We start from the raw sequence: 24566 nt of genomic DNA on the forward strand, positions 1-24566 counted from the left end.
TAAATATTGTTAGTCATACTTTTCGGCGCAGGAACCGATACTATTTTTACAACGGAACACAAAAAGCCGTTACGATAAATTAACTCCAAACCCACACCAGCTAAAGGCCGCTTATGACAGCGGCTTTTCGTTGTTGAGTTTCTCTATATACGCCTCAAGTGATTCTTTTGACATCTCGTGGACTGGCGCATGAGGGAGTGATTCTAAAAATAGCTTTCCATATGACGCGGTTTTCACTCGGCGGTCTAAAATGAGCAATGTCCCTATGTCTTTTTCAGAGCGCAGCAAGCGTCCTGCACCTTGTTTAAAGGTTAACACAGCTTCTGGGAGTGCAACGGCTTTAAACGGGTTCTTTCCCTGTTTTTTAGCGGCATCACATTTTGCTTCAATGAGCGGTGAATCAGGCGGCCGAAACGGGAGGCGTGCCATAATGACTGTTGTCAGCTCTGATCCTGGAAAATCGACACCTTCCCAAAAACTACCCGTACCAAGTAAAATCGCATGTTTTGCTAATTTGAACATCTTCGTTAATTTAACAGGGCTACCGCCCGTCAGACCTTGAGCAAAAAGGGCGGCTTGCATCCCTTCTGTTTTCAGTTCATCATACACTGCTTTTAACATCTCATGTGAATTAAATAACACCAATATTTTCGCTTGATGCTGCTTTTCCATCATCTTAATGTTCCGTACTGATTGCTTTACATAGTCGCGCTCATCACGGTTCGTAATCGGCGGCATATCAGCTGGTACGATAACCTTGAGCTGTTTTTCAAGTTCAAACGGTGACTCAATCTGTACAAGATGCGGATAAAAATCCTGCAGACCAAATCGTTCTAAGCAATAATCAAAGCGCCCATTGATTGTGAGTGTCCCCGATGTGAGGACAACACTTTTTTTGTTCATAAAAAATCGATCCGCTAAAAGCTCTCCAGTATCTAGCGGCTGTGCATGCATAAAGACAGCATTTTTGGCACCTTTTGCATCAATCTCAATCCAAACCGTTTCATCGTTTTTCGGTTCAAAAATGAATCGGTACAGCGTACTGCAAAATGTATGCATAAACGACATCACTTGATCGTATTCCTCTGCTTCAAACGCAAAGTGCTCTGTCAACTGATCACTTTTTTGAAGAAGCTCGCTTTTTTGCTGCTCATACAGCTTTTCACAAGCAATTAACAAAGAACAAAGCTTACTTGCCGTCTCTTTAATCCGTTTCCACTGCGCATGCTTCGAATGATGACGGACTCTATGAATGAGACGATTGATGTCTGCTTTTGGTTTTGTCCTTTTGACAAAAGAATGAACGGTACTAAAAAAGGCGTCACTTTCCATTTGAAGCTGATGAAGATACTCATCCATTTCGATAAAGGTGTCCGTCTGTAAGCCGGCACCGTGAAATCTCTTTTTGAGCTTCTTTAACAGACCGCCCTGCATGGAGCCAAGCTGCGTTAATTTCGCATGAAGCTGAATATACGACGCACTATCCCCTAGCGTTTCATTGGCTGTTTTCTCAAATTGGTGAGCCTCGTCAATCACATATACGTCAGCATGCTGAAAGATAGATGATGCTTCCGTTTGTGATAAGAGCAGGCGATGATTCGTTAAAATTAAATCAGCTGTTTTGGCCCTTCTTTTCGCACGCTCATAAAAGCAGTATTCTTTAAAGCGGCGCTTTTTCGATGTAAACGGCATGTGCACACACGAAATCCGGTCTTTTATATTGGCAGCTCCCGACGGTAAATTTAGTTCAGATAAATCACCCGTTTCTGTCACAAGGAGCCACATTAATATTTGCGCCTTCGTTAAGACCACATCATAATTATCATCTTCCTCATGCAGCACATGCTCAAACTTATCTAAGCAAATATAATGCGCCCGACCTTTGAATACACAGGCTGCTGGCTCAAATGGAAGCAATTGATTTAAAATCGGCACATCACGCTGAAGCATTTGCTGCTGCAAAAGAATGGAATATGTACTAATAATGACAGGTTTTCCTGATTTCTTTGCTTCTAATGCAGCTGGTATGAGGTATGCGAGCGTTTTTCCAATACCTGGTGCCGCTTCAATTAAAGCATAAGCTCTTTCATGAAACACATCTCTCACTTTATTCATCATCTTGAGCTGGCCTTCTCTTACTTCATAGCCTTCCACTGTGTGGGGAAGCTTTTTTTTGATCTCCTCAAATAGCTGTTCATCGTCTTCCCCTACTGAATCTGTCGTATCCTTTTCAGAATTGGTGACATCTTTAACAGCAAAAGAGCCGACTTCTACCAAAGAATCTTCGCGGCTAGCATCACTCGTTTCAAGCTGCTGGATTAAAAGTCCTATATCACTTAAGAGATAAGAGGATAATCTGCGCAGCTGCTTTAGCACATTTGGCGGTGTATGTGTTAATTGATGGAGTAAGGTTAAAAATAACATGGCAGTAACTTCCGCATCACTATCCGCCCTGTGCGGGTGGTCATGTGGAAGCATGAGCTCTTCGCTTAATTCAGTGAGCTTATAGCCTTCAAGCTCTGGATAAAGAATTCTAGAAATTTCAACTGTATCAATCGCTAGCACATCCAGCTCATTTTTCCCGCATGCTTTTAGTTCATCATTTAAAAAATTCAAGTCAAAATGAACATTGTGCGCAACAAAATAAGCGCCTTGAATGAGATCATACACCTCTTGGGCAATGTCCTCAAAAAACACTGCATCGTCTACCATATGCTGCTGAATGCCTGTCAGCTGTTCAATAAATCCAGGGATCGCTTTTCCCGGGTTCACATATTTTGAATACCGTTCGACAATTTGTCCATTTTCAATGACCACCGCAGCAATTTGAATGATTTTATCACCCTTTTTAGGTGAATTTCCGGTGGTTTCAATATCAACGACAACAAACCTTTGATCGGCCATAAAATGGACACCTCAATTCCTCGTTCCACTCGAAGTGAAACACGCTCTGGGCAAAAATAGCTGAAACAGAACAGCTCCTTTTCTTAAACTGTTCTGTTTCATTGCAGCATGCGTTATAAAATCGTTCTCGCAGGCTCTTGCCCAATCATTTGTTCAATTTGATTTTCTTTATTTAACACGACCACTTTTGGTGTATGTGTCTTTGCTTCTTCTTCTGAAAGCATCCCATAAGCGATAATGATCACTTCATCACCCGGCTGAACCAATCTTGCTGCTGCGCCATTTAGACAAATGACACCGCTCTTTCTTTCACCGGGAATAATATATGTTTCAAGTCTCGCGCCATTATGATTATTGACAATCTGTACTTTCTCATTTGCCATCATACCTGCCGCATCAAGTAAATCTTCGTCAATGGTGATGCTTCCTACATAATGTAAGTTTGCTTCTGTTACTGTCGCTTTATGAAGTTTAGAAGTCATAAAGGTTCTATACATGCTTTTCACCGCTTTCAGGAACATGGAATATCACATTATCAATCAGTCTTGCCCGTGAGAATTTCACCGCAATCGCAATGATGACCTGACCTGCTAACTGCTGAAGCGGCTCAAGCTCTGGATAGGAGTAAATCTCAATATAATCAATTTCCCCGCTCGTTTGAAGAATTTCTTCTTCTACCAACTGATAAATGCGACTGACGTCACGTTCACCTTTTTCAACCGCTGACTGTCCTTTTTTCAATGCGCGGTACAAAGCAGGAGCTTCTTGTCTTTCTTTATCAGACAAGTACACATTTCTTGAACTTTTCGCTAAACCGTCTTCTTCCCTAACTGTCGGCACTGAGACAAGATGAAGATCAAAGAAGAAATCCTTGATCATCGCATCGATCACAGCGACTTGCTGTGCATCCTTTAAACCAAAGTATACATTTGTTGGTGCTACAAGATGAAATAGCTTTGTCAGCACAGTCACAACGCCGTCGAAATGTCCTGGGCGTTTTTTCCCGCATAAGACATCAGTCCGCTTTTGAACCGTCATCGTGATCGATGGTTCATTTGGATACATTTCTTTCACATCAGGTGTAAATAAAATATCTACCCCTGCTTCTTCTGCAAGGTGCTGATCTCTTTCCATATCCCTTGGATAGGATTCAAAGTCTTCGTTCGGTCCAAACTGCAAAGGATTGACAAAGATGCTCATTACCACAATGTCATTTTGATCCCTTGCTTCTTTCGCAAGCGTCAGATGTCCTTCATGAAGAAAACCCATCGTTGGAACAAAGCCGATGGAATGCTGTTTTTCTTGATGCAGCTTGATCAATTCCTTCAACTCGTGAATATGGGTGACAACGTTCATTTTTTGATCCCCCCATATAAACCATCAAGGACTTCTTCTTTGATATGAAATGTATGCTTGTCTTCTGGAAATGTGTGTCCTTTTACTTCTTTCGTATATTGAATAAGCGCTTCTTCTAATACAGTATCAATTTGCGCGTATTGTTTCACAAACTTAGGTGTTCTAGACACCCCGTATCCTACCACATCATGGTAAACGAGAACTTGTCCGTCTGCCTCAGCCCCTGCACCAATCCCGATCACAGGAATTTTCAGCATGTCGGTAATTCGTTTTGTCAGTTCGCCAGGTACGCATTCAAGCACAAGTGCAATCGCACCAGCTTCCTCACATTTTAAGCTGTCTTCAATCAATTTCTGCGCACTTTCGTGGTCTTTTCCTTGCACTTTATACCCGCCAAGTACTCCAACTGACTGAGGTGTGAGGCCTAAATGACTGACGACAGGAATCCCGCCTCTTGTGAGAGCTTGAATGGATTCAAATACGCCATCTCCGCCTTCTAGCTTTAAGGCATCCGCACCGCTTTCTTGCATGATGCGTGCTGCGTTTTTCAATGTTTCTGCTAATGAATAATGGTAAGACATAAATGGCATATCCGTCACAATAAATGTGTCTTTTGCGCCTCTTTTCACTGCTTTTGTGTGATGAATCATGTCATCGATCGTGACTTGTACTGTCGAATCGAGTCCAAGTACAACCATCCCAAGTGAATCACCGACTAAGATCATGTCAACTTCCGCTTTTTCTGCTTGCTTTGCAGATGGATAGTCGTATGCTGTCAGCATTACAATTGGTTCATTTTGTTCTTTCATTTTGAAAAAATCTAGCTTTGTCTTCATTTGTTCCTCCTCATTCTGGAGAGGAGATGGCTTGCCTCACATCACATGTTTTGATCTCTCATGCGCGGCGAATCATCCCTCTGTCCAAGTCCCTTAGGATCAAGGCAGAAATTTATCAAATTTTTGTTTCTAACAGGTACAGCTCTTTTCAGATACTGCCCACACGAAGTATATCAAAAATGTGCCGGGTGTTCCACTTAAGTTGACTTGATCTCGATGTCTGCGGAGTAGATTTTTTGGATCCCTTCCTCCGTTTCAAGCAATAAAACACCTTCTTCATTGATTCCGAGCGCTTTTCCAGTGTATTGCCCATTGACGGTGCGGGCCACAATATGCTGCCCGATCGTCATCGCAAACGATTCCCATAATTGTTTAATGGGCGCAAATCCTTGCTTCATATAATCAGCATACCTTTTTTCAAAGGTGGACATGATCTGTTGGATGAGCGCAGCACGGTCCACTTTTTCATTCAATTCCATTCGCAGGCTCGTGGCGACATCCTTTAGTTCATCCGGAAAGTCATCAGCCGTTTGGTTCACATTAATTCCCGGGCCAATAATCACCGCATGAACCTGGTCCGCCTCTGCTTTTAATTCAGTCAGAATGCCAACGACTTTTTTCCCGTTTAACAAAATATCATTTGGCCATTTAATGGATGGACTGAGTCCTGTTTGCTCTGCAATGGCTTCTGCGATGGCTACAGATGCTAAAAGCGTCATCTGCGGCGCTTTGTGCAGCGGAATTTCAGGCCGTAGAATGAGACTCATCCAGATGCCTGTCCCATTTGGTGAATGCCACATCCTTTGAAGGCGGCCTTTCCCGTTTGTCTGATGATCACTGACAACGAGCGTACCGTGGGGCGCACCTTCATTTACAAGATCATGGGCAATCAGCTGGGTGGAGGCGACTTCTTTCTGAAAATAAATGTGCCTGCCAAAGCTCTCTGTGTCGAGACCAAACAGAATTTCGTCCTCACTAATTTTGTCCGGTTTACGCAGCAGGCGATATCCCTTTCTTCTGACGGCTTCTACCTCATAGCCCTCTTTTCTGAGGTCCTCTATATGCTTCCAGACAGCCGTTCGAGAACAGCCAAGCTCATCACAAATTTGCTGACTTGAGACAAAATCCTGGCTAGATGCTGTAAATAGTTCGATTAATCGTTTTCTAATTGCTGATCGCATGCTGTAAGCCACTCCTCTATGGCTTCTTTTCGGTTTTCTAAATGATTGTGCAGAACGGCTTTTTTTACCAAATCAAGCTCTTCTGCGATCCATTTTCCTGATGTCTTTTGCCGAAAGGCCATTAAATCTTTTCCTGAAACAGCGAGGTCTTGAAGCGTTTTAATCGGCAGTGCATCATAAGAACGCTTTGCTGCCTCCAGCTCGTCAAAGAAAATGCGGCGCTCGTTTTTTAGCTGTGAGATCTTCAAGCTAGATAAGAGCACGTGTTCACCAGCCTCAAACATCTTCTCCGCATCCCAGTCACAATCGACGTATTGACTAATAGCCACAGCGTCTTTCAAAAGCTTTGTTGACAGCTTCCATTCTTTTAAGAAGAGCACAGCCTCCGCTTCATCTAAGCCAAGCAAATGGATAACAGCCCCCCATACCTCTTCCAGTCCATCCAGTAAATAATACGGAAATGACTGAAAGGATTCTTGCAGACGATCCTTTTTGAGACCCGGCAATTCTTCATACAATTTGGTAGAAACGAGCATCTTGATCGCCCGCTCACAATAACGACCTTTTAAAAGCTTTTCCATTTCAATCTTTTTGCGTTCAACGGATATGTTGGCAAGGAGGCGCTTATCTTTTTCCATCGCTTCAGCCGTCTCAGGAGCGAGCTCAAAGCCAAGCTGGCTTAAAAAACGGACCGCTCTCATCATACGAAGCGCATCTTCCTGAAAGCGGCACGCAGGATCTCCTACGGTTTGAATTCGTTTCCGCTCAATATCCTTTTTTCCCTCTACATGGTCAATAATCTCCCCATGTATATCCATGGCCATCGCATTGATTGTTAAATCTCTTCTTAAAAGATCTTCCTTCAAGGATGTGATAAACGCCACTTCTTTCGGTCTGCGAAAATCTTCATATTCTGATTCAGTTCGAAACGTCGTCACCTCATAGCTGACCCCATCATGTAACACAATGACAGTGCCATGCTCCTTGCCAACATCAACTGTTTTTTCAAATAAAGACTCGACCGTATCAGGCGTTGCATCTGTTGCTATATCAATATCACCGATTTCCCTGCCTAACAGGACATCTCTCACTGCTCCGCCGACAAAGTAAGCCTGATGCCCATGTTCGTGCAGTGTATGTAAAATAGGGATCGCATGTGTGAATGGTTCATTCATCTTCATCATCACCTTCGATCAATTCTAGGTAAAGCTCTTCATATTCACTCACTATTTTTTCAGAAGAGAAATGGGCTTGAACGCTAGACTGGGCCGCCGCTGACACTTGCTCATGAAGCGCTTTGTTTTTGAGTATTGAGACTGCGTGTTTAGCTGCCGCTTCTATATCGCCGAGCGGGACAAGGAAACCTGTCTCTCCATGTTCAATGACCTCTGGTATTCCGCCAACATCTGTTGCAATACAAGGGACACCGCAGGCCATTGCTTCAAGAAGTACAAGCCCAAAGCTCTCCTTCTCAGAAAGCAGCAGCTTCAAATCACTAATTGAATAAAGCTCCTCTACCTTCTCTTGCTTTCCTAAAAACAACACACGATCAGTTAGTTCCAGCTTTTTCACAAGATCGCATACGACCGACTTTTCAGGACCATCACCAATCAGCAGCAGCTTTGCATGCACCTGGTCAGAAATCTTTTTAAAGACATGAATCACGTCATGCACCCGCTTTACCTTTCGGAAGTTCGATACATGGATGATGACCTTTTCGTCCTGCATGAGACCATAATGTTTCTTCAGCACTTCATGATCTTCACGCAAATACACACGCTCATCGACGAAATTATGAATCGTATCGATTTTTTTATCCGGTTTAATCAGATCATACGTCTGTGCAGCTAATGAATGCGACACAGCTGTTACCCGGTCTGATGATTCGATGGCAAACCGAATCACTTCCTTTAAAGATGGATCATAGCCTAAAACCGTAATATCCGTCCCGTGAAGCGTGGTAACGACTTTCACTGTGTGTCCCGTCATTTGCTTGGCTAAGAACGCACAGACGGCGTGAGGGACCGCATAATGCGCGTGAATAATATCGAGCTTCTCTCGTTTTGCGACTTCCGCCAATTTACTAGCTAGTGCAAGGTCATAAGGTGGATATTGAAAAACAGCATATTGATTGACATCCACCTCATGAAAATAAATATTCGGATACACTTTATTGAGCCTAAACGGAATACTTGAGGTAATGAAATGAACATCGTGCCCTTTTTCAGCTAAACGTTTTCCAAGTTCCGTCGCAATAATGCCCGATCCGCCGACACTTGGATAACAAGTGATTCCGACCTTTAGTTTTTTCATAATTCCCCCCCAAGTAAGTCGTCATCGATCAAAAGTGGTTTCTTTGTGATAAACCCTTCTGCATAAGCTTTATTGACTTCTCTTCCATACATAGACTCTCTCATTTTCACAAAATCAATATACCCGTTCACAAGAGGTGTCTCCACTGAATGCGCCGATTTTACAAATTGGCTTTGATACGCATGCAAGCTATCAATCTTTTGGTGCATTTCCTCAGAAATATCAATCACAAAATCTGGACGATGATGGCCGTTAATCATGTAATAATACATCTGACTTATTTTATGCGCTGGCTGCTTGTATGAATCTTCAAATTTATGTATACCTGCCGAAAAAGCAGCCTCTTCTACAAGTGAACCCGCATGACCATGATCTGGATGCCGATCTTGGTGATGCGGAGCAAAAATTAGCTTCGGTTTGTATGTACGAATCACGCCCGCAATGTCCTTCATTGCTTCGTCATTTAAATAAAGACCTCTGTCTGGCAGCGTGAGCTGGATTCGCGTTGACACGCCTAAAATGGCGGCAGCCGCTTTCGCTTCCTCTTTACGGCTCTCTACCGTTCCATTCGAGGATAATTCAGCCTGGGTCAAGTCGCAAATTCCGACACGCGCCCCTTTTTTTACGTATTTTGCAATCGTTCCGCCCATACCGATCTCTACATCATCGCTATGGGCTCCGAATGCAAGGATATCAAGTCGTTTCATTTGTTCCTCCGTTTTTTGCTACATCTCGAAAATCAAACGTACCTTTATTTAAATTCCTGACTAAAATCTCTGCGGTCCCCATATTGGTGGCAAGTGGAATGGTATACACATCGCATAGCCGAATAAGTGCAGATACATCCGGTTCATGCGGCTGCGCGGTAAGCGGGTCTCTAAAAAAGAGCACAAGATCCATTGCATTATCAGCAATTAAAGCACCAATCTGCTGATCTCCTCCAAGTGGTCCTGACTGAAAACGATGAATGGGAAGCCCCGTCGCTTCTTTCACTCTCAAACCTGTTGTCCCTGTTGCGTAAAGTGTATGATTTGCCAATATATCACGGTACGCAATGGCAAATTGGATCATGTCACTTTTTTTCTTATCGTGAGCGATTAAAGCAATGTTCATCAGGAATCCACTCCTTATTAGTCGATGATATTTTCTAAACCATAGACAAGCTGATCAATGTGCATAACCTGTTCAACTGAAAGCTTTACACCTGACATAAATGAGGCACGATTATAAGAATCATGACGAATGGTGAGCGTCTGTCCGTCCATTCCAAACAGTACTTCTTGATGTGCGATCATACCCGGAAGTCTTACGCTGTGCAGACGGATACCGTCATAATCTGCGCCTCGTGCACCTTCGATTAATTCTTTCTCTTCTGGATGTCCTTGCTTTTTGCTTTCTCTGACTTCTGCAATCATTTCAGCTGTTTTAAGCCCAGTACCGCTCGGAGCATCAAGTTTTTTATCATGATGAAGCTCAATGATTTCAACGTCAGGAAAGTAATTCGCTGCCATTTTGGCAAACTTCATCATTAAGACCGCACCGACAGCAAAGTTTGGCGCAATAATACAGCCTATGCCCTTTTCTTCTGTTAATTGCTGGAGCTCTTTCAGGTCAGCTTCAGAAAAACCAGTGGTTCCGACGACTGGACGCACGCCATGTTCAAGCGCCTTTTTTGTATGTACTTTCCCGATTTCTGGTGTCGTCAAATCAATTAATACATCAGGTGCTGTCTCTGAAAGACACACATCAATATCTGTATAAATCGGCGCCTCAGATGTCGTATGAATCACATCAGCTAATTTTTTTCCTTCGTGCGCGTGATCAAGGGCTGCCACAAGCTCAAAATGGCTCGTTTCTTCTGCCAGCTTCACAGCTTCTATCCCCATTCTTCCTCTTGCTCCAGCGATTACTACTTTGATGGTTTGGTTCGTCATCGTCTCTACTTCCCTTCTTTTTTCGTCCAGCGGTCTTTGTCTCTTGTATTGAATTTATGCATCACACGATCATGTGCTTCCTCTAGTGATATATCTAGTGAATTAGCGAGACATGTTAACACAAACAAAACATCGCCAATTTCTTCTTCCATGCTTTTTTCTGTTTCCGTTGTTTTTTTCGGCTTTTCTCCATAGTAATGGTTAACCTCTCTTGCCAGCTCGCCTAATTCTTCTGTCAGACGGGCCATCATGGCAAGCGGGCTGAAATAGCCTTCTTTAAATTGTCCTATGTAATCATCTACTTCTTGCTGCACGTGACGCAGCGTTTTTTCTTTCGTCATCAAGCTCATCCTCCTATCCATCTCTTACATGTTAGCGAAATCATAAATATTTGACAAATGTTTAAAACTCAGTTTGCTTGTTTCTCTCCCATACCATATAATATTATCGCTGTCTAAGCAAAAAAAGGAGTGGTCTCTTGCTAAAAGAAATTCGTCTTAAAAATATCGTCTTTATTTTAATAGGATCTGCGATTTTTTCTTTCGGTCTTGTTCATTTTAATATGCAGAACAATTTGGCGGAAGGCGGATTTACAGGTATTACACTGCTTTTATATTTTCTATTCCACATTGACCCATCCATTTCAAACCTTGTCTTAAACATTCCGATCTTTTTTATCGGCTGGAAAATGCTCGGCAGAACGATGTTTACTTATACAATTGTAGGTACTGTCAGTCTTTCTGTCTTTCTTGCCATCTTCCAGCGCTTTCAAATACATATGCCTCTCCAGCACGATTTGGCCCTAGCCGCACTCTTTGCAGGTGTGTTTATCGGAACAGGCCTCGGGATCATCTTTAAGTTCGGCGGTACTACCGGCGGTGTGGACATCATCGCAAGACTCATCAACAAGCATTATCAAGTAGCTATGGGACGAACAATGTTCATCTTCGACGCTTGCGTCATTACGATTTCTCTTACTTATTTAAATTACAAAGAAGCCATGTATACACTCGTCGCAGTATTTGTTGCTGCGAAGGTCATTGACTTCATGCAAGAAGGCGCTTACGCAGCCAAAGGTGCCATGATCATATCTGAAAAAGATGACATCATTCAAAAGAAAATCACAGAGGAAATGGAGCGGGGTGTGACCATTTTAAAAGGGGTCGGTTCCTATACAAAACAGGAGCGCAACGTTCTTTATTGCGTCGTCCCAAAAAACGAGCTTGTCCATCTCAAAAGCGTCGTGACCTCAGTCGATCCTCATGCGTTTGTATCCGTCAGTGACGTGCATGATGTGCTTGGTGAAGGCTTCACATTAGATGAACACAAAAAGCCGCTCAATCCGCATTAAAAAAAGAAGCCCAAAAATGGTGCTTCTTTTTTATGATTTCGGATAATCAGCTTGTCGCTTTTGCTTCTTCTCTTTTTCAGCACGGTATTTCCGAAATCCAACATACGTTAACGTTAATAAAATGATGCTTCCCGTTGTTAAAATGACCCATAAAAGCGATGGGTCAGCCTCATCTTGATCAACGTGGGCAAATACACTCGATAAATCCTCTTCAAGCTTCGTGAGGCGCTCAAGCTTTGTCCCACTTGATGCTTTTAAAAATTCACCTTGCTCAATCACTTCCATATGCTGCTTAATCGTTTGCAGCTTTTCAGGCGAAACATCAATGGTTAAACTCGGATAGATCATATCGTATAAAGAAACCAGCTCATTCCAAGTTTCATAAAACGTCGTTGATTCCGGATCCTTCACTTCTTTTTTCAACGTAGGAAAAGACCCCATAATGGGCTTCTCCAGCGAACCCCAAAGTGGCTCAGAGTCTGACTGGATCGCATCGAGCAGCATTCTAAACTGAGAGGCATAACGAAGCTTTTCGCGCTCATTCAATTCTTCTTGTGGCAGCCCTTTTATGATATCTTGATAGCCAACTGTAATTTGCCGAATCTGCGTATTTGTCAGCGTTCCGCGCCAATTCTCAGCTTTAAATGTCTTTTCAACATACAATGCGACCTGTAACGCCTCATCATATTTAGCTTGTCTCGTTAATTGAAAGATTGAATCTGATAGTTCCGTTAATTCTTGCAGCACACTAGCGGCTGTTTCCTCGCCTTTGGCAACAGATGGCTGTAATACGAGAAAAAATAATAGAATCATCGCGATTGGCTTTCGTTTCATGCAAGTCCCTCCTAGCCCTTCTCCATACAGCGTATGAAGAAAAGGACAAGGTTAGACCAATATTGTTAAGGGAGTTCGAGCTTGACCGATTTTTTCGATAGGACGAAATAATACGAAACAAGAAGAACGGCAATGCTTAACCAAAACGTGACGTAGCCGATCTCGTTTGTATAGGCAGACAGCATAGAATAACGCGGCATCATACCAAATACATAATCAATCACATCATTATGTAAAATCCATATGCCAGCTACCACCAAATGACACATTTTAAAACGATAATAAGGTGCAAACAATACGGCTTGAACCGCCATCGCAAAGTGGGACCCAATCAGCATGTACCCTTCCCACGGAAAATCATCCACAGATAAAAGGACAAAGATATTCATTCCTACAGCCCATAACCCGTACTTCATTAAGGTCACGAGGGCAAGTGCTTCAAAATAAGGAGCGTTTCGTTTCATCAAAAAAGCAAGTAGAACAAATAAAAAGAAAAAGCTTGCCGTTGGACTGTCTGGAACAAAAGCTAAAAAGATAGCCGGCGTCTCTACAAGCTGTGGAATATACCAATAGTAGCCGTACACAGTGCCAAGGAAATTGATTATCAAGACTAGCACAAGCATATAGCGCGTGGCTAGCAGATATTGAATCCATCTCATACGTCTCTTCACTCACGATCTATTAAAATCAGAAAAAAGCTGACAGCGCCAGCTTTTTCTCTTTTGAGTATATCCTTGTACTTGCATTTAAACAACTGAATTATTTAGATTTGACCTCAGATAAATATTTAGACAGCTTTTCAAGTTCTTCATCGCTGCCTTTAAAGATACCCTTAGGCATGTTACCTTTTCCTTCAACAGCGATTTTAGCGATCTCCTCAGGTGCAAGACCATTGTCAACAAGTGACGGTCCGGCTGCTCCGCCCTGCATGTTATCCCCGTGACAGGAGATACATGTCTGCTCCTGATAAATTTTATACTCTTCCGCTGAGGTATCAATCTCTGCTTCTTTCTTAATTTCACCTTGCTTTGCCGCTGCTTCCCAATCATGAGTAGCAACAGACTCCCACGTTAAATATGTTGCTGCGCCGACTGCAAGGATCATCATCCCCACTGCAACCGGTCTTCTATACGGTCTGCGTTCAGGACCAGAATCAAGAAATGGTGCGAGCAACAGTGCACCAAACGCAATCCCAGGCATAATCATCGCACCAACTACCGTATAGCCACCTGCAGCAAATTCATATTTTAATAACTGGTACAAGAATAAGAAATACCAGTCTGGCAGCGGAATATAGCCGGTATCTGTTGGATCAGCCATCCGCTCAAGCGGAGGTGCATGAACCACAGTTAGGACAAGAAATCCAATTAAAAAAACGGCACCTACAAGCCATTCCTTTAAAAGAAAGTTCGGCCAAAAGGCTTCTGTTTTTCCCGGATATTCGGAATAGTCTTTAGGTATGTTAGGTTTTCTTTCTGCCGGAATTCTAGAGTCTCCGACAAATTTCATCCCTTTTCCCCTATGCAAAGTCATCCCCTCCTCATTGAACATTCATCAAACGCAAATTTTTTATAGCGGTCCAGAAATTCCTTGCTTACGAATCATAATAAAGTGGGCAGCCATCAGCCCAAATAATGCCGCTGGCAAGAAAAAGACATGGATAGCGAAAAATCTCGTCAGCGTTTGTGCCCCTACAATGTCAGGATGACCTGCAAGCAGCGTTTTGATCTCTTTACCAATGAAAGGCGTCGCTTCTGCAATTTGAAGACCAACCTTCGTTGCAAATAGCGCCTTCATATCCCATGGCAAGAGATAACCTGTAAAACCAAGTCCAAGCATCACAAAGAAAATGAGCACACCAACAATCCAGTTGAGCTCTCTAGGCTTTTTATACGCCCCTTGGAAAAAGACCCTTAGCGTATGTAAAAACATCATGACAATAACTAAACTCGCACCCCAGTGGTGCATCCCTCTGACAATCTGACCAAATGCCACTTCATTTTGTAAATAATAGACAGATTCCCAGGCGTTTTTAATATCCGGCACGTAATACATCGTTAAAAACATGCCCGAAAGGACTTGAATGACTGTCACAAAAAACGTTAAACCGCCAAAACAGTACACAAAAGCGGAGAAATGATGTGCTGGATTGACATGCTCTGGCACCTCATGATCCGCAATATCTCTCCATATTGGTGTAATGTCTAGCCGCTCATCTACCCAATCATAAATCTTGTTAAGCATCGTTACCCTTCCCCTTTCGGCACAGCTTTTCCAAGATAGAGGTATCCGTCCTTCACTTGCTGCTTATAATGATCAAGCGGTGCAAGTGGCGGAGTTCCGGGTACGTTTGTACCATCCTTGTCGTACAGCCCATAGTGGCATGGACAGAAAAATTTGTTTGGATTTTTCGGATCACTGTTCCAGTTCACTGTACAGCCTAAATGTTTACAGATAGGCGATAAAGCGACAATTTCATCCCCTTCTTTGTACACCCATGCTGACCTAGATTCCTTTGACTCATACCATGCATCTACTTGATCAATTTTAAAGTCAAAGCGCTTCGGTTCCTTCGTCAGTTCATCTACACTGACAACTTGAACCATATCCTGATCCTCTGTTCCTTTTAGCACAGGGTCAAGCGCAAAGCGAACCATAGGCATGAGCATTCCAGCGGCCATAAATCCCCCCACGCCGGTCAACGTGTAATTCAAAAATTGACGCCTGGACACTCCATGTCTCTTCTCGCTCATTTTTTTCTCCCCCCCTCAGGTCGTCAGCTACTTTATAACTGAATTAGAAAAAATTTCATAAAACTAGGACACCCTCATAATATATCAATCTATTCACAAGGTCAACATCCTAAAAAGCTATGTACAATGCAAATGTAAGGGTTTTTATGAAGGGTTCCACTTTTGTAACAAAAAGTTCAAAATTTGTTCTACACTGTCTTGAACAATTTTTTGCTTTAATTCTACCTTTAAATGCTCGAGCGGAACCGGCTTTAACAAAAATAGTGATTCACTAACCGCCGCATGCTCTTTCCATTGGTGATCAGATGAGATCAACACAACATGCTGAAAATGATCTTCTAGCGACTGCTTCATCGTGAAGATGTCTTCTAGTTTTCGGTCATTGGCTTCTACATATGTATGTGGTGGAAAAAGAAAGACCCGCCCTTTCAACTGTCTTTCAAGTTCCTCTGTTACAAGAATGGTAAACTCCCCTAAAGATACGGTTTGTTTGATTTGATTCACATCTATTCCAACTAATGGAATGATAGCGGTATCAATGTAATCTCTAGATTGCAAAAAGCGATCTGCATCCTCCGCTTGAAACTTCATCAATTTCCCCTCTTTCATGACATAAGCCCTGCCTGGATAGGGCAAGGCTTATTCGTTCAGTTTATGACAATAGGCTTAATTCTCTTGCTAACTTATTAAATGTTTCTTGATCATGACGGTCAAGTGCTTCATCTATCTCTTTCATAAGCCGTTCTTTTTGGAAAGTTGCGATCGAGTGTTCAAGCACTTTCTCCGCAAGATCCTTATCTTTTTCATTCTCATAAAGATCCTTTGGAATATGAGGATTTGTTTCAAGCACAGCTGCATATTCCGGCGAACGATAAGCAGAACGGAAATTCAATTGAATAAACAAATCTTGCTGTTTATTCAAACGAATATCATGAAATGACTTTTCAGCATCTGTCGTCATGATATTCTCTTTATAAAATCTAAAGGGAACTTCATCCACACAGTGTGTTGACATAATGATTCCCCTTGGGCAAAATTCTGCTTGCTCTACAAAATGAACCTTTTCCATCAAAGAGTCGTGACTCATTAAATAATTTAATATCCAAACGCACTCTCTTCGCTTTAACTGATAATGGTTTAAAAACCACCGGATGAATTCCTTCTTTTCATTGACAGAAACAGGGGTCTGCATGTTATTCCCTCCTCTATCGTAAATTAAATTGCTATACATGAATTATTCAACAAACCAGTTCTTCATTCCTGCAAACTATAAGGAAATTTCGTCTTCAATTCTTAAAATCGTTTCTTCGATTTCTTCATTCGTGCCATCTTTCTGAAGAACTTTGCGTAATAGCGGCAATGCTTCTTTTTGTCTGCCTTCTTCTAAAAGGAACGATGCGTATTCATATAAAAAGTCACGTTCCTCATCAAAATCAGGCAGAGCCAGCTTGAAGTACTCAGCTGCTTCTTTGTATTCTTCTCGTCCAACAGATGCAGATGCAGCATACCAATTCCATTTTGGATCATCTTCCCCAAAGCTTTTAACCTCTTTTATGACATCCAGAATTTCATCAAAAAGCTCTTCATTTAAATAGATCGCGAGCAATGTTTGAATCGCTTCAATATATCCCGGATCAAGAGCAAGTGCTTCTTGAAGCAGCTTTTTCGCATCTTCTGAATCCCCATTTTTCAAGTCAATCTTTGCACCATATAAATATAATTCTTTGTTATACTCATCAATTTTAATACCCTCTTTTACTACCTCTAAAGCCTCGTGATATAGTCCTTCTTCCTCATAACTTTTCGCTAAAGGCATATATAGAGACGAATAAGATGGATCAATATCTTTTAGTTCTGAAAGCTGCTGAATGGCTGTTTTCGTTCGTCCAGCCCTCATCGCTGTAAATCCGTAGCCAAAAAGTGTATTCGGATCTGTTTGATCTTTCACTGCCTTTTCGTACCATTCAAGCGCATCTTCAAATTCTCCAGCTGTGCTGAGTGATTCAGCGAGCCTCTGATAAACATTGACGCCGCCAACCTCATGTTGTTGATCTGCGACCTTGTAGAAATAGTCGGCCGCTTTCTTTGAAAGACCTTGCGAAAAATACAATTCACCTAACGCAAAATCAATAATGGCTTCATTTGGAAGCAGCTCTTTTGCTTTTAAGAGCTTTTGTTCACTGACTTCAAATAGTCCTTGCATTTGATACAAATCTGCCATTAACAGTAGGCTCTCTGGAAAGGCATCATCATCTTTAGGAATCGTCTCTAATACCGAAATCGCCTTTTCTTCTTCATCAGAGTCAATCAGCAGTTCTGCATAAAAACATGTTAACCCCGTTTCCTCTGGATATAAATCATGTAAATCACTGATGAGATTTCTCGCTTTATCGATATCTCCCCAATCATAATATAACTGAGCTGCCTGCGCCTTTTCTTCATCATGCAAATGCTTTTCTGCCTGAGCAAGTGTTTGAAGTCCTTTTTCAGTCTCACCCGCCTCAACTAATTTTATGGCTTCTTGTAATGAACTATTCAAATCAAACCGTTCCTTTCTGTTTTCCAAAAACCTAAACTATTGTTACTTCATATCATAATCGACAGGTACTCATCCAGCAAATATGTTGCACTTTTAAAATGAACCCATTTTTGTGTTTTAAAGACTGGTTTTCATTTCATCCTTTACGAAACGGAAGTTTTGTAAACTGAAAACACCTGAAATTCATTTTTTGATCAGATAAAATGATTTTTTTCCAGGTTTCATCTTGAGACAAGCTATGCTATATTCCTTACAAATATGCATAAGGAAAGAAAAAGCCTGAGGACATCCTCAGACTGTTTTGGTTAAGTATTCAATGTGTTCAAAGAAATTCGGGTATGAGACGCGTACAGCATCTGTATCTTCAATCTCAACCGCTTGCTTTGTGATGCAAGCAGCAATCCCCAGCATCATACCGATTCGGTGATCTCCGTAGCTTGACACGGCTGCGCCGCCTTGAAGCGTGGTTTTACCATGAATCTTCATACCATCATCTGTTGCTTCAATATCAGCACCGAGTTTTTTAAGTTCTGACACGACTGTATCAATTCGATTGGTCTCTTTTACTTTTAACTCAGCAGCATCTTTAATGATCGTTGTTCCCTCTGCTTGTGTCGCTAAAAGCGCTATAATTGGAATCTCGTCGATAAGTCTTGAAATCATATCACCAGAAATTTCGATGCCTTTTAATGAAGAGGTAGAGATCGTTAAATCTCCATATGGCTCTCCGCCTTTTGCATCTACTTCATTGATCTCAAGATTCGCACCCATTTGTTTCAGAACATCAATAATACCCGTTCTTGTTTTGTTTAGCCCGACATTTTTTAAGACAATTCGGCTGTTAGGAACAATAGATCCAGCAACAAGGAAAAATGCAGCTGAGGAGATGTCTCCAGGAACAAATATATCTGTTGCTTTTAATGTTTGACCGCCTACAATGGAAACACTTTGTTCATCTTCGTCTAGTTTCACACCAAACATAGAGAGCATTCTTTCTGTATGATCTCTTGATTTATGCGGTTCAGTTAATGTTGTTGTTCCTTCTGCTTGAAGACCTGCTAAAAGGACAGCGGACTTAATTTGGGCGCTTGCCACCGGAGACTCATATGAGACACCTTTTAAATGGCCGCCACGAATAGAAAGCGGCGTATACTCGCCGTTTGCTCTGCCATCTATTTTCGCTCCTAGTTGTTTAAGTGGACCTGTTACTCGCTGCATTGGTCTTTTAGCAATACTCTCATCACCGATCAGTGTACTGTGAAACTCACAACCAGCTAATATTCCCATCATTAATCGAATGGTTGTACCAGAATTCCCGACATCGAGGACGTCAGACGGCTCCTTGAGCTCTTTCAGTCCCTTCCCACGGATCACAACATCTGTCCCTTTTTGTTCAATTTCAACGCCCATTTTTCTAAAACAATCAATCGTACTTAAACAATCGGCTCCAGGGAGAAAGTTTTTCACCACTGTCGTCCCATCAGCAATTGCACCAAACATCACTGATCTATGAGAAATGGATTTATCACCTGGAATATGAATGACTCCATTCATAGGAGCATGTTTATGAATTTTCATATTTGTCACCTCAGTCAGCATAAAATGTATCGTAATTCGCTCTATTTTTTATACAGATCTCTGCACGTTTACGGTCGTCTTCTGTTTGAAAACTAATGCGTAAAATCCCATTAATGTCTTCCCGCGTTTCAATAATACGGATATTCGTAATACTGATGCTCTCATTTGCTAAATGTCCTGTAATCTCCGAAATGACCCCAGGGTGATCTGGAACATCCACATAAAGGTCATAAAAAGCAGGAATGGCACCTTTTTTCCTCAGAGGAAGTCCATCACGATATTCCTTTGCCTCTTGAAAATAAGAGAACAAGCCTTCAGCGTCTTCTTGCTGTACAAAGGTCTCAATGCGATCGATCTCTTTTTTCCATTCATGGAACCGGTCTAAAATCTTGTTTTTGTTGTGCAGAAGGATATCTCGCCACATTGCAGGGTTGCTTGACGCAATACGTGTAATGTCACGAAAGCCTCCAGCAGCAAACCGTTTGACAAGTGGGAATTGTTCTTCAAAATGATGTGCTTGATGCACAAGGCTGGCTGCAACAATATGAGGGAAATGACTAATCACACTTGTTACACCATCATGTTCTTCTGGGGTCATCTCAATAAAATGAGCATTTGTACCTTTTAACAAGTCCTTCAAACGATCAACAGCCTCGCGGTTTGTTTCCTTTGCCGGCGTTAAAATGTAGAACGCATTTTCAAATAAAAAGTCTTTCGCTGCTATAACACCTGACTTGTGAGAGCCTGCCATTGGATGTCCACCAATAAATTGATAGTGCTTAGGAAGCGTTTTTTCAGCAAAATGGACAACCTTTTGCTTTGTGCTGCCAACATCGGTAATTGTGAGCTCTCTCTCAATTCCAGAGTTTGCAATATCACGAAGCATATTGACTGTTTGCTGAACTGGTGTTGCCAAAATAATAGTCGCAGATTCAGCCAAACCTGCCGCAAATGAATCAGCTGCTAAATCAATGATACCCAGCTTTGTTGCTGCAACCATTTGTTCTTTGGACACATCGTATCCAACAATTTTTTTATGAGGATACTCTTTTTTAATCGACAGTGCGATGGAACCTCCAATTAAACCAAGTCCAGCGATTAATATTGTTTCATTTGCATCATTCATGTTCATCACCTGTTTTTTCGCGAAAATTAAAAAAGCCATTTCAACAGCTTATATGTATGAGGTTGGTACAATGAAAGCCATATCCTGTAAAAGGATATGACTTTATGGTTATGCTACGCTCGAATGCCTTGCATTAAATCAGCAAGTGTACTTAGAATTTCTGCATTTTGCTCCATTGTTCCGACCGTAATACGTAAAGACGTTGGAAAACCAAGTGCTTTACCAGAACGAACAATGTAGCCTTTTTTCAATAATGCATTGAATAATTCATCTGCATCTCTTTTAAAATCAATCAGCACGAAGTTTGTTTGAGACGGATAAATAAATAGTCCAAAACGGTCAGCAAATTCTTGATATTGCTTGAGACCTGCTTCATTTTTTTGTCTGCATGATTGAATGAAGTCCTGATCTTTTATCGCTGCACGAGCTGCTGCCTGAGCGATACGACTCGTATTAAACGGCTCTCTCGCTGGTTCAATCGCAGTAATCAACTCTTCTGATGCAATGCCATAGCCTACTCGAAGCGCGGCCAGTCCATACGCTTTAGAAAACGTACGGAGTACGATAATATTTTGATAGTTGTGTAATAAAGATAAGCTGTTCGGAAAGTCTTCCGCACGAACGTATTCGACATATGCTTCATCTAGTACTACAAGCACATGAGCTGGTACTTGATCTAAAAACGCCACAAGCTCAGATTCTGACAAATGATTTCCCGTCGGGTTATTCGGGTTGCATACCCAGACGACCTTCGTGTTCTCATCAATCGCATCCAGCATGCCCTTCAGATCGTGAGCTCCTCCGTCTAAAAGCGGCACCTCTCGAATCTCTGCCCGCTCAATGATCGCATTGTGACGATATTGCGGAAAAGACGGAGCTGGGATGACGGTATTTGTATGTTGGTCAAGGAATGCCCTAGCAATAATTTGCACAAGTTCATCTGAGCCATTCCCGAATATTAATTGTTTTTCATTTACTTGAAGAAACTCAGCGAGCTCTGTTCTTAAACTTGCGCTGTATCCATCTGGATAGATCGCTAAATGTTCAAGCTCAGCTTGTATCGCCTCTCTTGCATGAGCGGAACATCCAAAAGGGTTTTCATTTGAAGCCAATTTCACAATTTTGTCTAATTGATATTCTTTTTTGACCTCTTCAATTGGTTTCCCAGGTTGATACGGTTTTAGTTGTTTTAATTGATCTTTGATTTGCAAAAGTTTCACCTCATTTGAATGAATAGAGGGGACTAAATGTTTTTGCATAGGTTTCAAACTCTCTTAAAGCGTCTTGACGAGTATCACTTGCTAACAATTGATCCTGAAGTTCTTCAATTTTTTTTACAAGTGCACTGCCTACAACGACGCCGTCACTCAGTTTATTCATTGCGTCTACCTGCTCTCTTGTTGAGATACCAAAACCGACCGCAACCGGTATGTGACTCAGCTGTTTCACTTGTTGAATAAAATCAGTAATCGATTCGTCAAAGGTTTGTCTGACACCTGTTACACCAAGAGATGAAACACAATACACAAAACCTTCTGCCTGCTCTACTATATTTACTAATCGTTCCTTACTGGTTGGTGCAACGAGCGAAATATATGAAATGTCATATGTTTGACAGTTCTTTTGCAGCTCACTGCTTTCTTCAAAAGGCAAGTCGGGTGTTAAGAGTCCCGAAATATGATTTTTGCGCAGTAAAGCGAAAAAGTATTCTGTGTCTAATTGTAACACAGGATTATAATACGTAAATAGAATTACAGGAATTTTTACACCGTTTTTTTTCATCTTCCCTGCTAATTCTATCGCTTTTACGATATTCATGCCATGATTTAGAGCTCTTTTGGAGGCTCTTTGAATGACAGGACCGTCTGCTAGCGGATCGGAATAAGGAACACCTAGCTCAATCGCATGTGCACCGGCTGCTTGAAGGGACACAGCTAAATCGATCGTGATTTCTTCTGACGGATCCCCTGCTGTAATAAATGGGATGAATAATTTCTCGTCTTGCTCTAATCGAAATGTGATCATTTGGTTTTGCCCTCACTTTCAAGCACATTCATTAATGTATGCACATCCTTATCTCCTCTTCCTGATAGGCAGACAAGGATGATTTCATCTTCACTCATTGTCCTGCTCATCTCAAACGCCTTGGCTAAAGCGTGTGCTGATTCAATCGCTGGCAGGATTCCTTCCTTTTCTGTCAGCAGCTTTAGTGCATCCAGTGCTTCTTGATCTGTAGCACTCACATATTGAACGCGTCCGCTCGCATGTAAATATGCGTGCTCTGGTCCGATCCCGGGATAATCTAGACCAGCTGAAATGGAATAGGGCTCAATAATCTGGCCAAATTCGTCTTGGATTAAATAGGTCAAAGATCCATGAATGACCCCTTTTGTCCCCTTCGTAATGGTTGCTGCATGAAGCGGCGTATCGATTCCTTTTCCAGCCGCTTCTACACCAATCAAATCAATCTCATCATCCAAAAACGCTCGGTACATTCCAATAGCATTACTTCCGCCGCCGACACAAGCAATGACTTTATGAGGGAGCCTGCCTTCTTTTTTCAGCATCTGCTCTTTTGCTTCATCACCAATCATCCGCTGGAACTCACTGACGATTTGGGGATATGGATGAGGTCCTACAACTGAACCGATCATATAGAAATGATCACTACATTGCTGGACCCAGTAACGAATCGCTTCGTTCGTTGCATCTTTTAATGTGCCATTTCCGCTTGTGACAGGTATGACTTCAGCGCCAAGGAGCTTCATTCGGAATACATTGAGAGATTGTCTCTCCACATCCTCTTTTCCCATAAATACCGTGCACGATAATCCAAACTTGGCGGCCACCGTTGCTGCTGCTACTCCGTGCTGTCCAGCGCCTGTTTCTGCGATGATGTTTGATTTCCCCATTTTTTTTGCAAGCAGTGCCTGACCAAGTGCATTGTTGATCTTATGAGCACCTGTATGGTTTAAATCTTCTCTTTTTAAATAGATTTTTGCGCCGCCGAGGTATGCAGATAATTGATCAGCATATGTCAGCGCAGTCGGTCTGCCTGAATAGTTTTGCAATAGAGAAAGATATTCTTGCTTAAAGGCTGGGTCTTCTTTTAATTCGTTAAATGCTTGTTCGATTTCTTTGAGTGGCTGCATGAGCGTCTCGGGAACAAATTTCCCTCCGAATTCTCCATATCTGCCAAGCTCATTTGGATATGCGTACATCGTTTAACATCCTTTCTTCGAGCGCTTTGATCTTAGCGCTGCTTTTCTTCCCGTTTTCTTCTATGCCGCTTGAAAGATCAATCGCTTTTGGGCTATAGGCAAGAAGCTCTGGCAGTGTTTCTGGTGTTATTCCACCTGCAATGATGCATGCTTTCTTCAGTCGTTTTGCTTGCTGATTGTATACAGGTACCGCGTCCCATGTAAAAGCTTTGCCAGAACCGCCTCTCATCCCTTTTACTTTCGCATCAATGAGAAAACCATCGACAAACGGCGCAAATGCCGTCATTTGATTAAGTGTTTCTTTTATATCGGGATCGTGATGAAAGACTTTCCACACTACCGCCCCTGTTTTTTGTTTTATTTCTTTTGCATCCTCTCTTGTTTCATCTCCATGCAGCTGCACGATATCTAAAGGAATATGCTTTGTGATGTCACACACTTTTTGGATTTTTTCATTTACAAATACACCAGTAATCTTTTTCCTGCACTGCGAATCGGTGAGCCATTGTTTCACTTGATCTGGATCGACTTGCCTTTTACTTGGAGCAAAAATAAATCCGATCGCATCTGCTTGAGATTGCGCAATGCATTCTACATCTTCTAGTGAGACCGCCCCGCAATATTTTAAAAAAGGCTTCAT

General features: G+C 42.0%; 26 protein-coding genes. 1 reads left to right on the top strand and 25 read right to left on the bottom strand.

The window, feature by feature from the left end:
- Nucleotides 1–111: 111 nt before the first annotated feature.
- The 11 genes from dinG to MHH41_RS10115 all read right to left on the bottom strand — a co-directional run bounded on the left by dinG (nucleotide 112) and on the right by MHH41_RS10115 (nucleotide 10865).
- Nucleotides 112–2904: an ATP-dependent DNA helicase DinG gene (dinG, locus tag MHH41_RS10065; RefSeq protein WP_050943861.1), complete on the bottom strand. Its 2793-nt coding sequence runs from the start codon at nucleotides 2902–2904 to the stop codon at nucleotides 112–114.
- A gap of 113 nt (nucleotides 2905–3017) precedes the next feature.
- Complete coding sequence (panD, locus tag MHH41_RS10070; RefSeq protein ID WP_034620444.1) at nucleotides 3018–3401, bottom strand: aspartate 1-decarboxylase; 384 nt, start codon at nucleotides 3399–3401, stop codon at nucleotides 3018–3020.
- Entirely contained in the window at nucleotides 3394–4260 is an 867-nt protein-coding gene (panC, locus tag MHH41_RS10075) for a pantoate--beta-alanine ligase (RefSeq protein ID WP_340866263.1), read from the bottom strand. Before panC ends, panD begins: the two co-directional genes overlap by 8 nt.
- Nucleotides 4257–5096, bottom strand: coding sequence for a 3-methyl-2-oxobutanoate hydroxymethyltransferase (gene panB, locus MHH41_RS10080; protein ID WP_050943859.1), 840 nt, complete (start codon nucleotides 5094–5096; stop codon nucleotides 4257–4259). Before panB ends, panC begins: the two co-directional genes overlap by 4 nt.
- Before the next feature lie 197 nt (nucleotides 5097–5293).
- On the bottom strand, nucleotides 5294–6277 hold the full coding sequence (locus MHH41_RS10085; RefSeq protein WP_003215865.1) for a bifunctional biotin--[acetyl-CoA-carboxylase] synthetase/biotin operon repressor: 984 nt from the start codon (nucleotides 6275–6277) through the stop codon (nucleotides 5294–5296).
- Nucleotides 6250–7452, bottom strand: coding sequence for a CCA tRNA nucleotidyltransferase (locus MHH41_RS10090; RefSeq protein WP_050943858.1), 1203 nt, complete (start codon nucleotides 7450–7452; stop codon nucleotides 6250–6252). Before MHH41_RS10090 ends, MHH41_RS10085 begins: the two co-directional genes overlap by 28 nt.
- Nucleotides 7445–8590, bottom strand: coding sequence for an N-acetyl-alpha-D-glucosaminyl L-malate synthase BshA (gene bshA / locus MHH41_RS10095; protein WP_050943857.1), 1146 nt, complete (start codon nucleotides 8588–8590; stop codon nucleotides 7445–7447). Before bshA ends, MHH41_RS10090 begins: the two co-directional genes overlap by 8 nt.
- A complete protein-coding gene (gene bshB1, locus MHH41_RS10100) occupies nucleotides 8587–9297 on the bottom strand; it encodes a bacillithiol biosynthesis deacetylase BshB1 (protein WP_137055047.1) in 711 nt (236 codons plus the stop codon). The genes bshA and bshB1 overlap by 4 nt, the downstream gene beginning before the upstream one ends.
- A complete protein-coding gene (mgsA, locus tag MHH41_RS10105; RefSeq protein ID WP_050943855.1) occupies nucleotides 9284–9703 on the bottom strand; it encodes a methylglyoxal synthase in 420 nt (139 codons plus the stop codon). Before mgsA ends, bshB1 begins: the two co-directional genes overlap by 14 nt.
- 17 nt (nucleotides 9704–9720) lie before the next feature.
- Complete coding sequence (dapB, locus tag MHH41_RS10110) at nucleotides 9721–10524, bottom strand: 4-hydroxy-tetrahydrodipicolinate reductase (protein WP_226803632.1); 804 nt, start codon at nucleotides 10522–10524, stop codon at nucleotides 9721–9723.
- A gap of 5 nt (nucleotides 10525–10529) precedes the next feature.
- Complete coding sequence (locus tag MHH41_RS10115; RefSeq protein WP_024422788.1) at nucleotides 10530–10865, bottom strand: nucleotide pyrophosphohydrolase; 336 nt, start codon at nucleotides 10863–10865, stop codon at nucleotides 10530–10532.
- Nucleotides 10866–11002: 137 nt separating this feature from the next.
- On the opposite strand from MHH41_RS10115, the gene MHH41_RS10120 reads away from it, so the two are divergent.
- A complete protein-coding gene (locus MHH41_RS10120; protein WP_003215598.1) occupies nucleotides 11003–11875 on the top strand; it encodes a YitT family protein in 873 nt (290 codons plus the stop codon).
- 30 nt (nucleotides 11876–11905) lie between these two features.
- On the opposite strand, the gene ypjB is transcribed toward MHH41_RS10120, so the two are convergent.
- The 14 genes from ypjB to MHH41_RS10190 form a co-directional block, all read right to left on the bottom strand.
- Nucleotides 11906–12709 carry a sporulation protein YpjB gene (gene ypjB / locus MHH41_RS10125; RefSeq protein WP_044141118.1) on the bottom strand — a complete coding sequence of 268 codons (804 nt, stop codon included), beginning with the start codon at nucleotides 12707–12709 and terminating at the stop codon, nucleotides 11906–11908.
- A gap of 65 nt (nucleotides 12710–12774) precedes the next feature.
- Nucleotides 12775–13368 carry a DUF1405 domain-containing protein gene (locus MHH41_RS10130; protein ID WP_050943853.1) on the bottom strand — a complete coding sequence of 198 codons (594 nt, stop codon included), beginning with the start codon at nucleotides 13366–13368 and terminating at the stop codon, nucleotides 12775–12777.
- 100 nt (nucleotides 13369–13468) lie between these two features.
- Nucleotides 13469–14236 (bottom strand): menaquinol-cytochrome c reductase cytochrome b/c subunit, encoded by a 768-nt coding sequence (locus MHH41_RS10135; RefSeq protein WP_003215888.1) that lies wholly within the window; start codon nucleotides 14234–14236, stop codon nucleotides 13469–13471.
- 42 nt (nucleotides 14237–14278) lie between these two features.
- On the bottom strand, nucleotides 14279–14953 hold the full coding sequence (qcrB, locus tag MHH41_RS10140) for a menaquinol-cytochrome c reductase cytochrome b subunit (RefSeq protein WP_003215804.1): 675 nt from the start codon (nucleotides 14951–14953) through the stop codon (nucleotides 14279–14281).
- A 2-nt stretch (nucleotides 14954–14955) separates the two neighbouring features.
- Nucleotides 14956–15462 (bottom strand): ubiquinol-cytochrome c reductase iron-sulfur subunit, encoded by a 507-nt coding sequence (locus tag MHH41_RS10145; protein WP_007500911.1) that lies wholly within the window; start codon nucleotides 15460–15462, stop codon nucleotides 14956–14958.
- Nucleotides 15463–15606: 144 nt separating this feature from the next.
- The gene (locus MHH41_RS10150; protein ID WP_044141115.1) at nucleotides 15607–16053 is read right to left on the bottom strand and encodes a YpiF family protein; all 447 of its coding nucleotides are present in this window, start codon (nucleotides 16051–16053) and stop codon (nucleotides 15607–15609) included.
- Nucleotides 16054–16114: 61 nt separating this feature from the next.
- Nucleotides 16115–16654 (bottom strand): ReoY family proteolytic degradation factor, encoded by a 540-nt coding sequence (locus MHH41_RS10155; protein ID WP_003215573.1) that lies wholly within the window; start codon nucleotides 16652–16654, stop codon nucleotides 16115–16117.
- 75 nt (nucleotides 16655–16729) lie between these two features.
- Entirely contained in the window at nucleotides 16730–18001 is a 1272-nt protein-coding gene (locus MHH41_RS10160; RefSeq protein ID WP_340866268.1) for a tetratricopeptide repeat protein, read from the bottom strand.
- Nucleotides 18002–18292: 291 nt separating this feature from the next.
- The gene (gene aroA / locus MHH41_RS10165) at nucleotides 18293–19579 is read right to left on the bottom strand and encodes a 3-phosphoshikimate 1-carboxyvinyltransferase (RefSeq protein ID WP_212045965.1); all 1287 of its coding nucleotides are present in this window, start codon (nucleotides 19577–19579) and stop codon (nucleotides 18293–18295) included.
- A 10-nt stretch (nucleotides 19580–19589) separates the two neighbouring features.
- Nucleotides 19590–20705, bottom strand: coding sequence for a prephenate dehydrogenase (locus MHH41_RS10170; RefSeq protein WP_137055041.1), 1116 nt, complete (start codon nucleotides 20703–20705; stop codon nucleotides 19590–19592).
- Nucleotides 20706–20818: 113 nt separating this feature from the next.
- Nucleotides 20819–21916 (bottom strand): histidinol-phosphate transaminase, encoded by a 1098-nt coding sequence (hisC, locus tag MHH41_RS10175; protein WP_050943978.1) that lies wholly within the window; start codon nucleotides 21914–21916, stop codon nucleotides 20819–20821.
- A 10-nt stretch (nucleotides 21917–21926) separates the two neighbouring features.
- On the bottom strand, nucleotides 21927–22730 hold the full coding sequence (gene trpA / locus MHH41_RS10180; RefSeq protein WP_050943849.1) for a tryptophan synthase subunit alpha: 804 nt from the start codon (nucleotides 22728–22730) through the stop codon (nucleotides 21927–21929).
- Nucleotides 22727–23926 (bottom strand): tryptophan synthase subunit beta, encoded by a 1200-nt coding sequence (gene trpB, locus MHH41_RS10185; RefSeq protein ID WP_050943848.1) that lies wholly within the window; start codon nucleotides 23924–23926, stop codon nucleotides 22727–22729. The genes trpA and trpB overlap by 4 nt, the downstream gene beginning before the upstream one ends.
- Entirely contained in the window at nucleotides 23907–24566 is a 660-nt protein-coding gene (locus MHH41_RS10190) for a phosphoribosylanthranilate isomerase (RefSeq protein ID WP_080984738.1), read from the bottom strand. The genes trpB and MHH41_RS10190 overlap by 20 nt, the downstream gene beginning before the upstream one ends.

This window comes from Bacillus sp. FSL K6-1145 (genome assembly GCF_038003425.1).
GTDB classification, from domain to species: domain Bacteria; phylum Bacillota; class Bacilli; order Bacillales; family Bacillaceae; genus Bacillus; species Bacillus pumilus.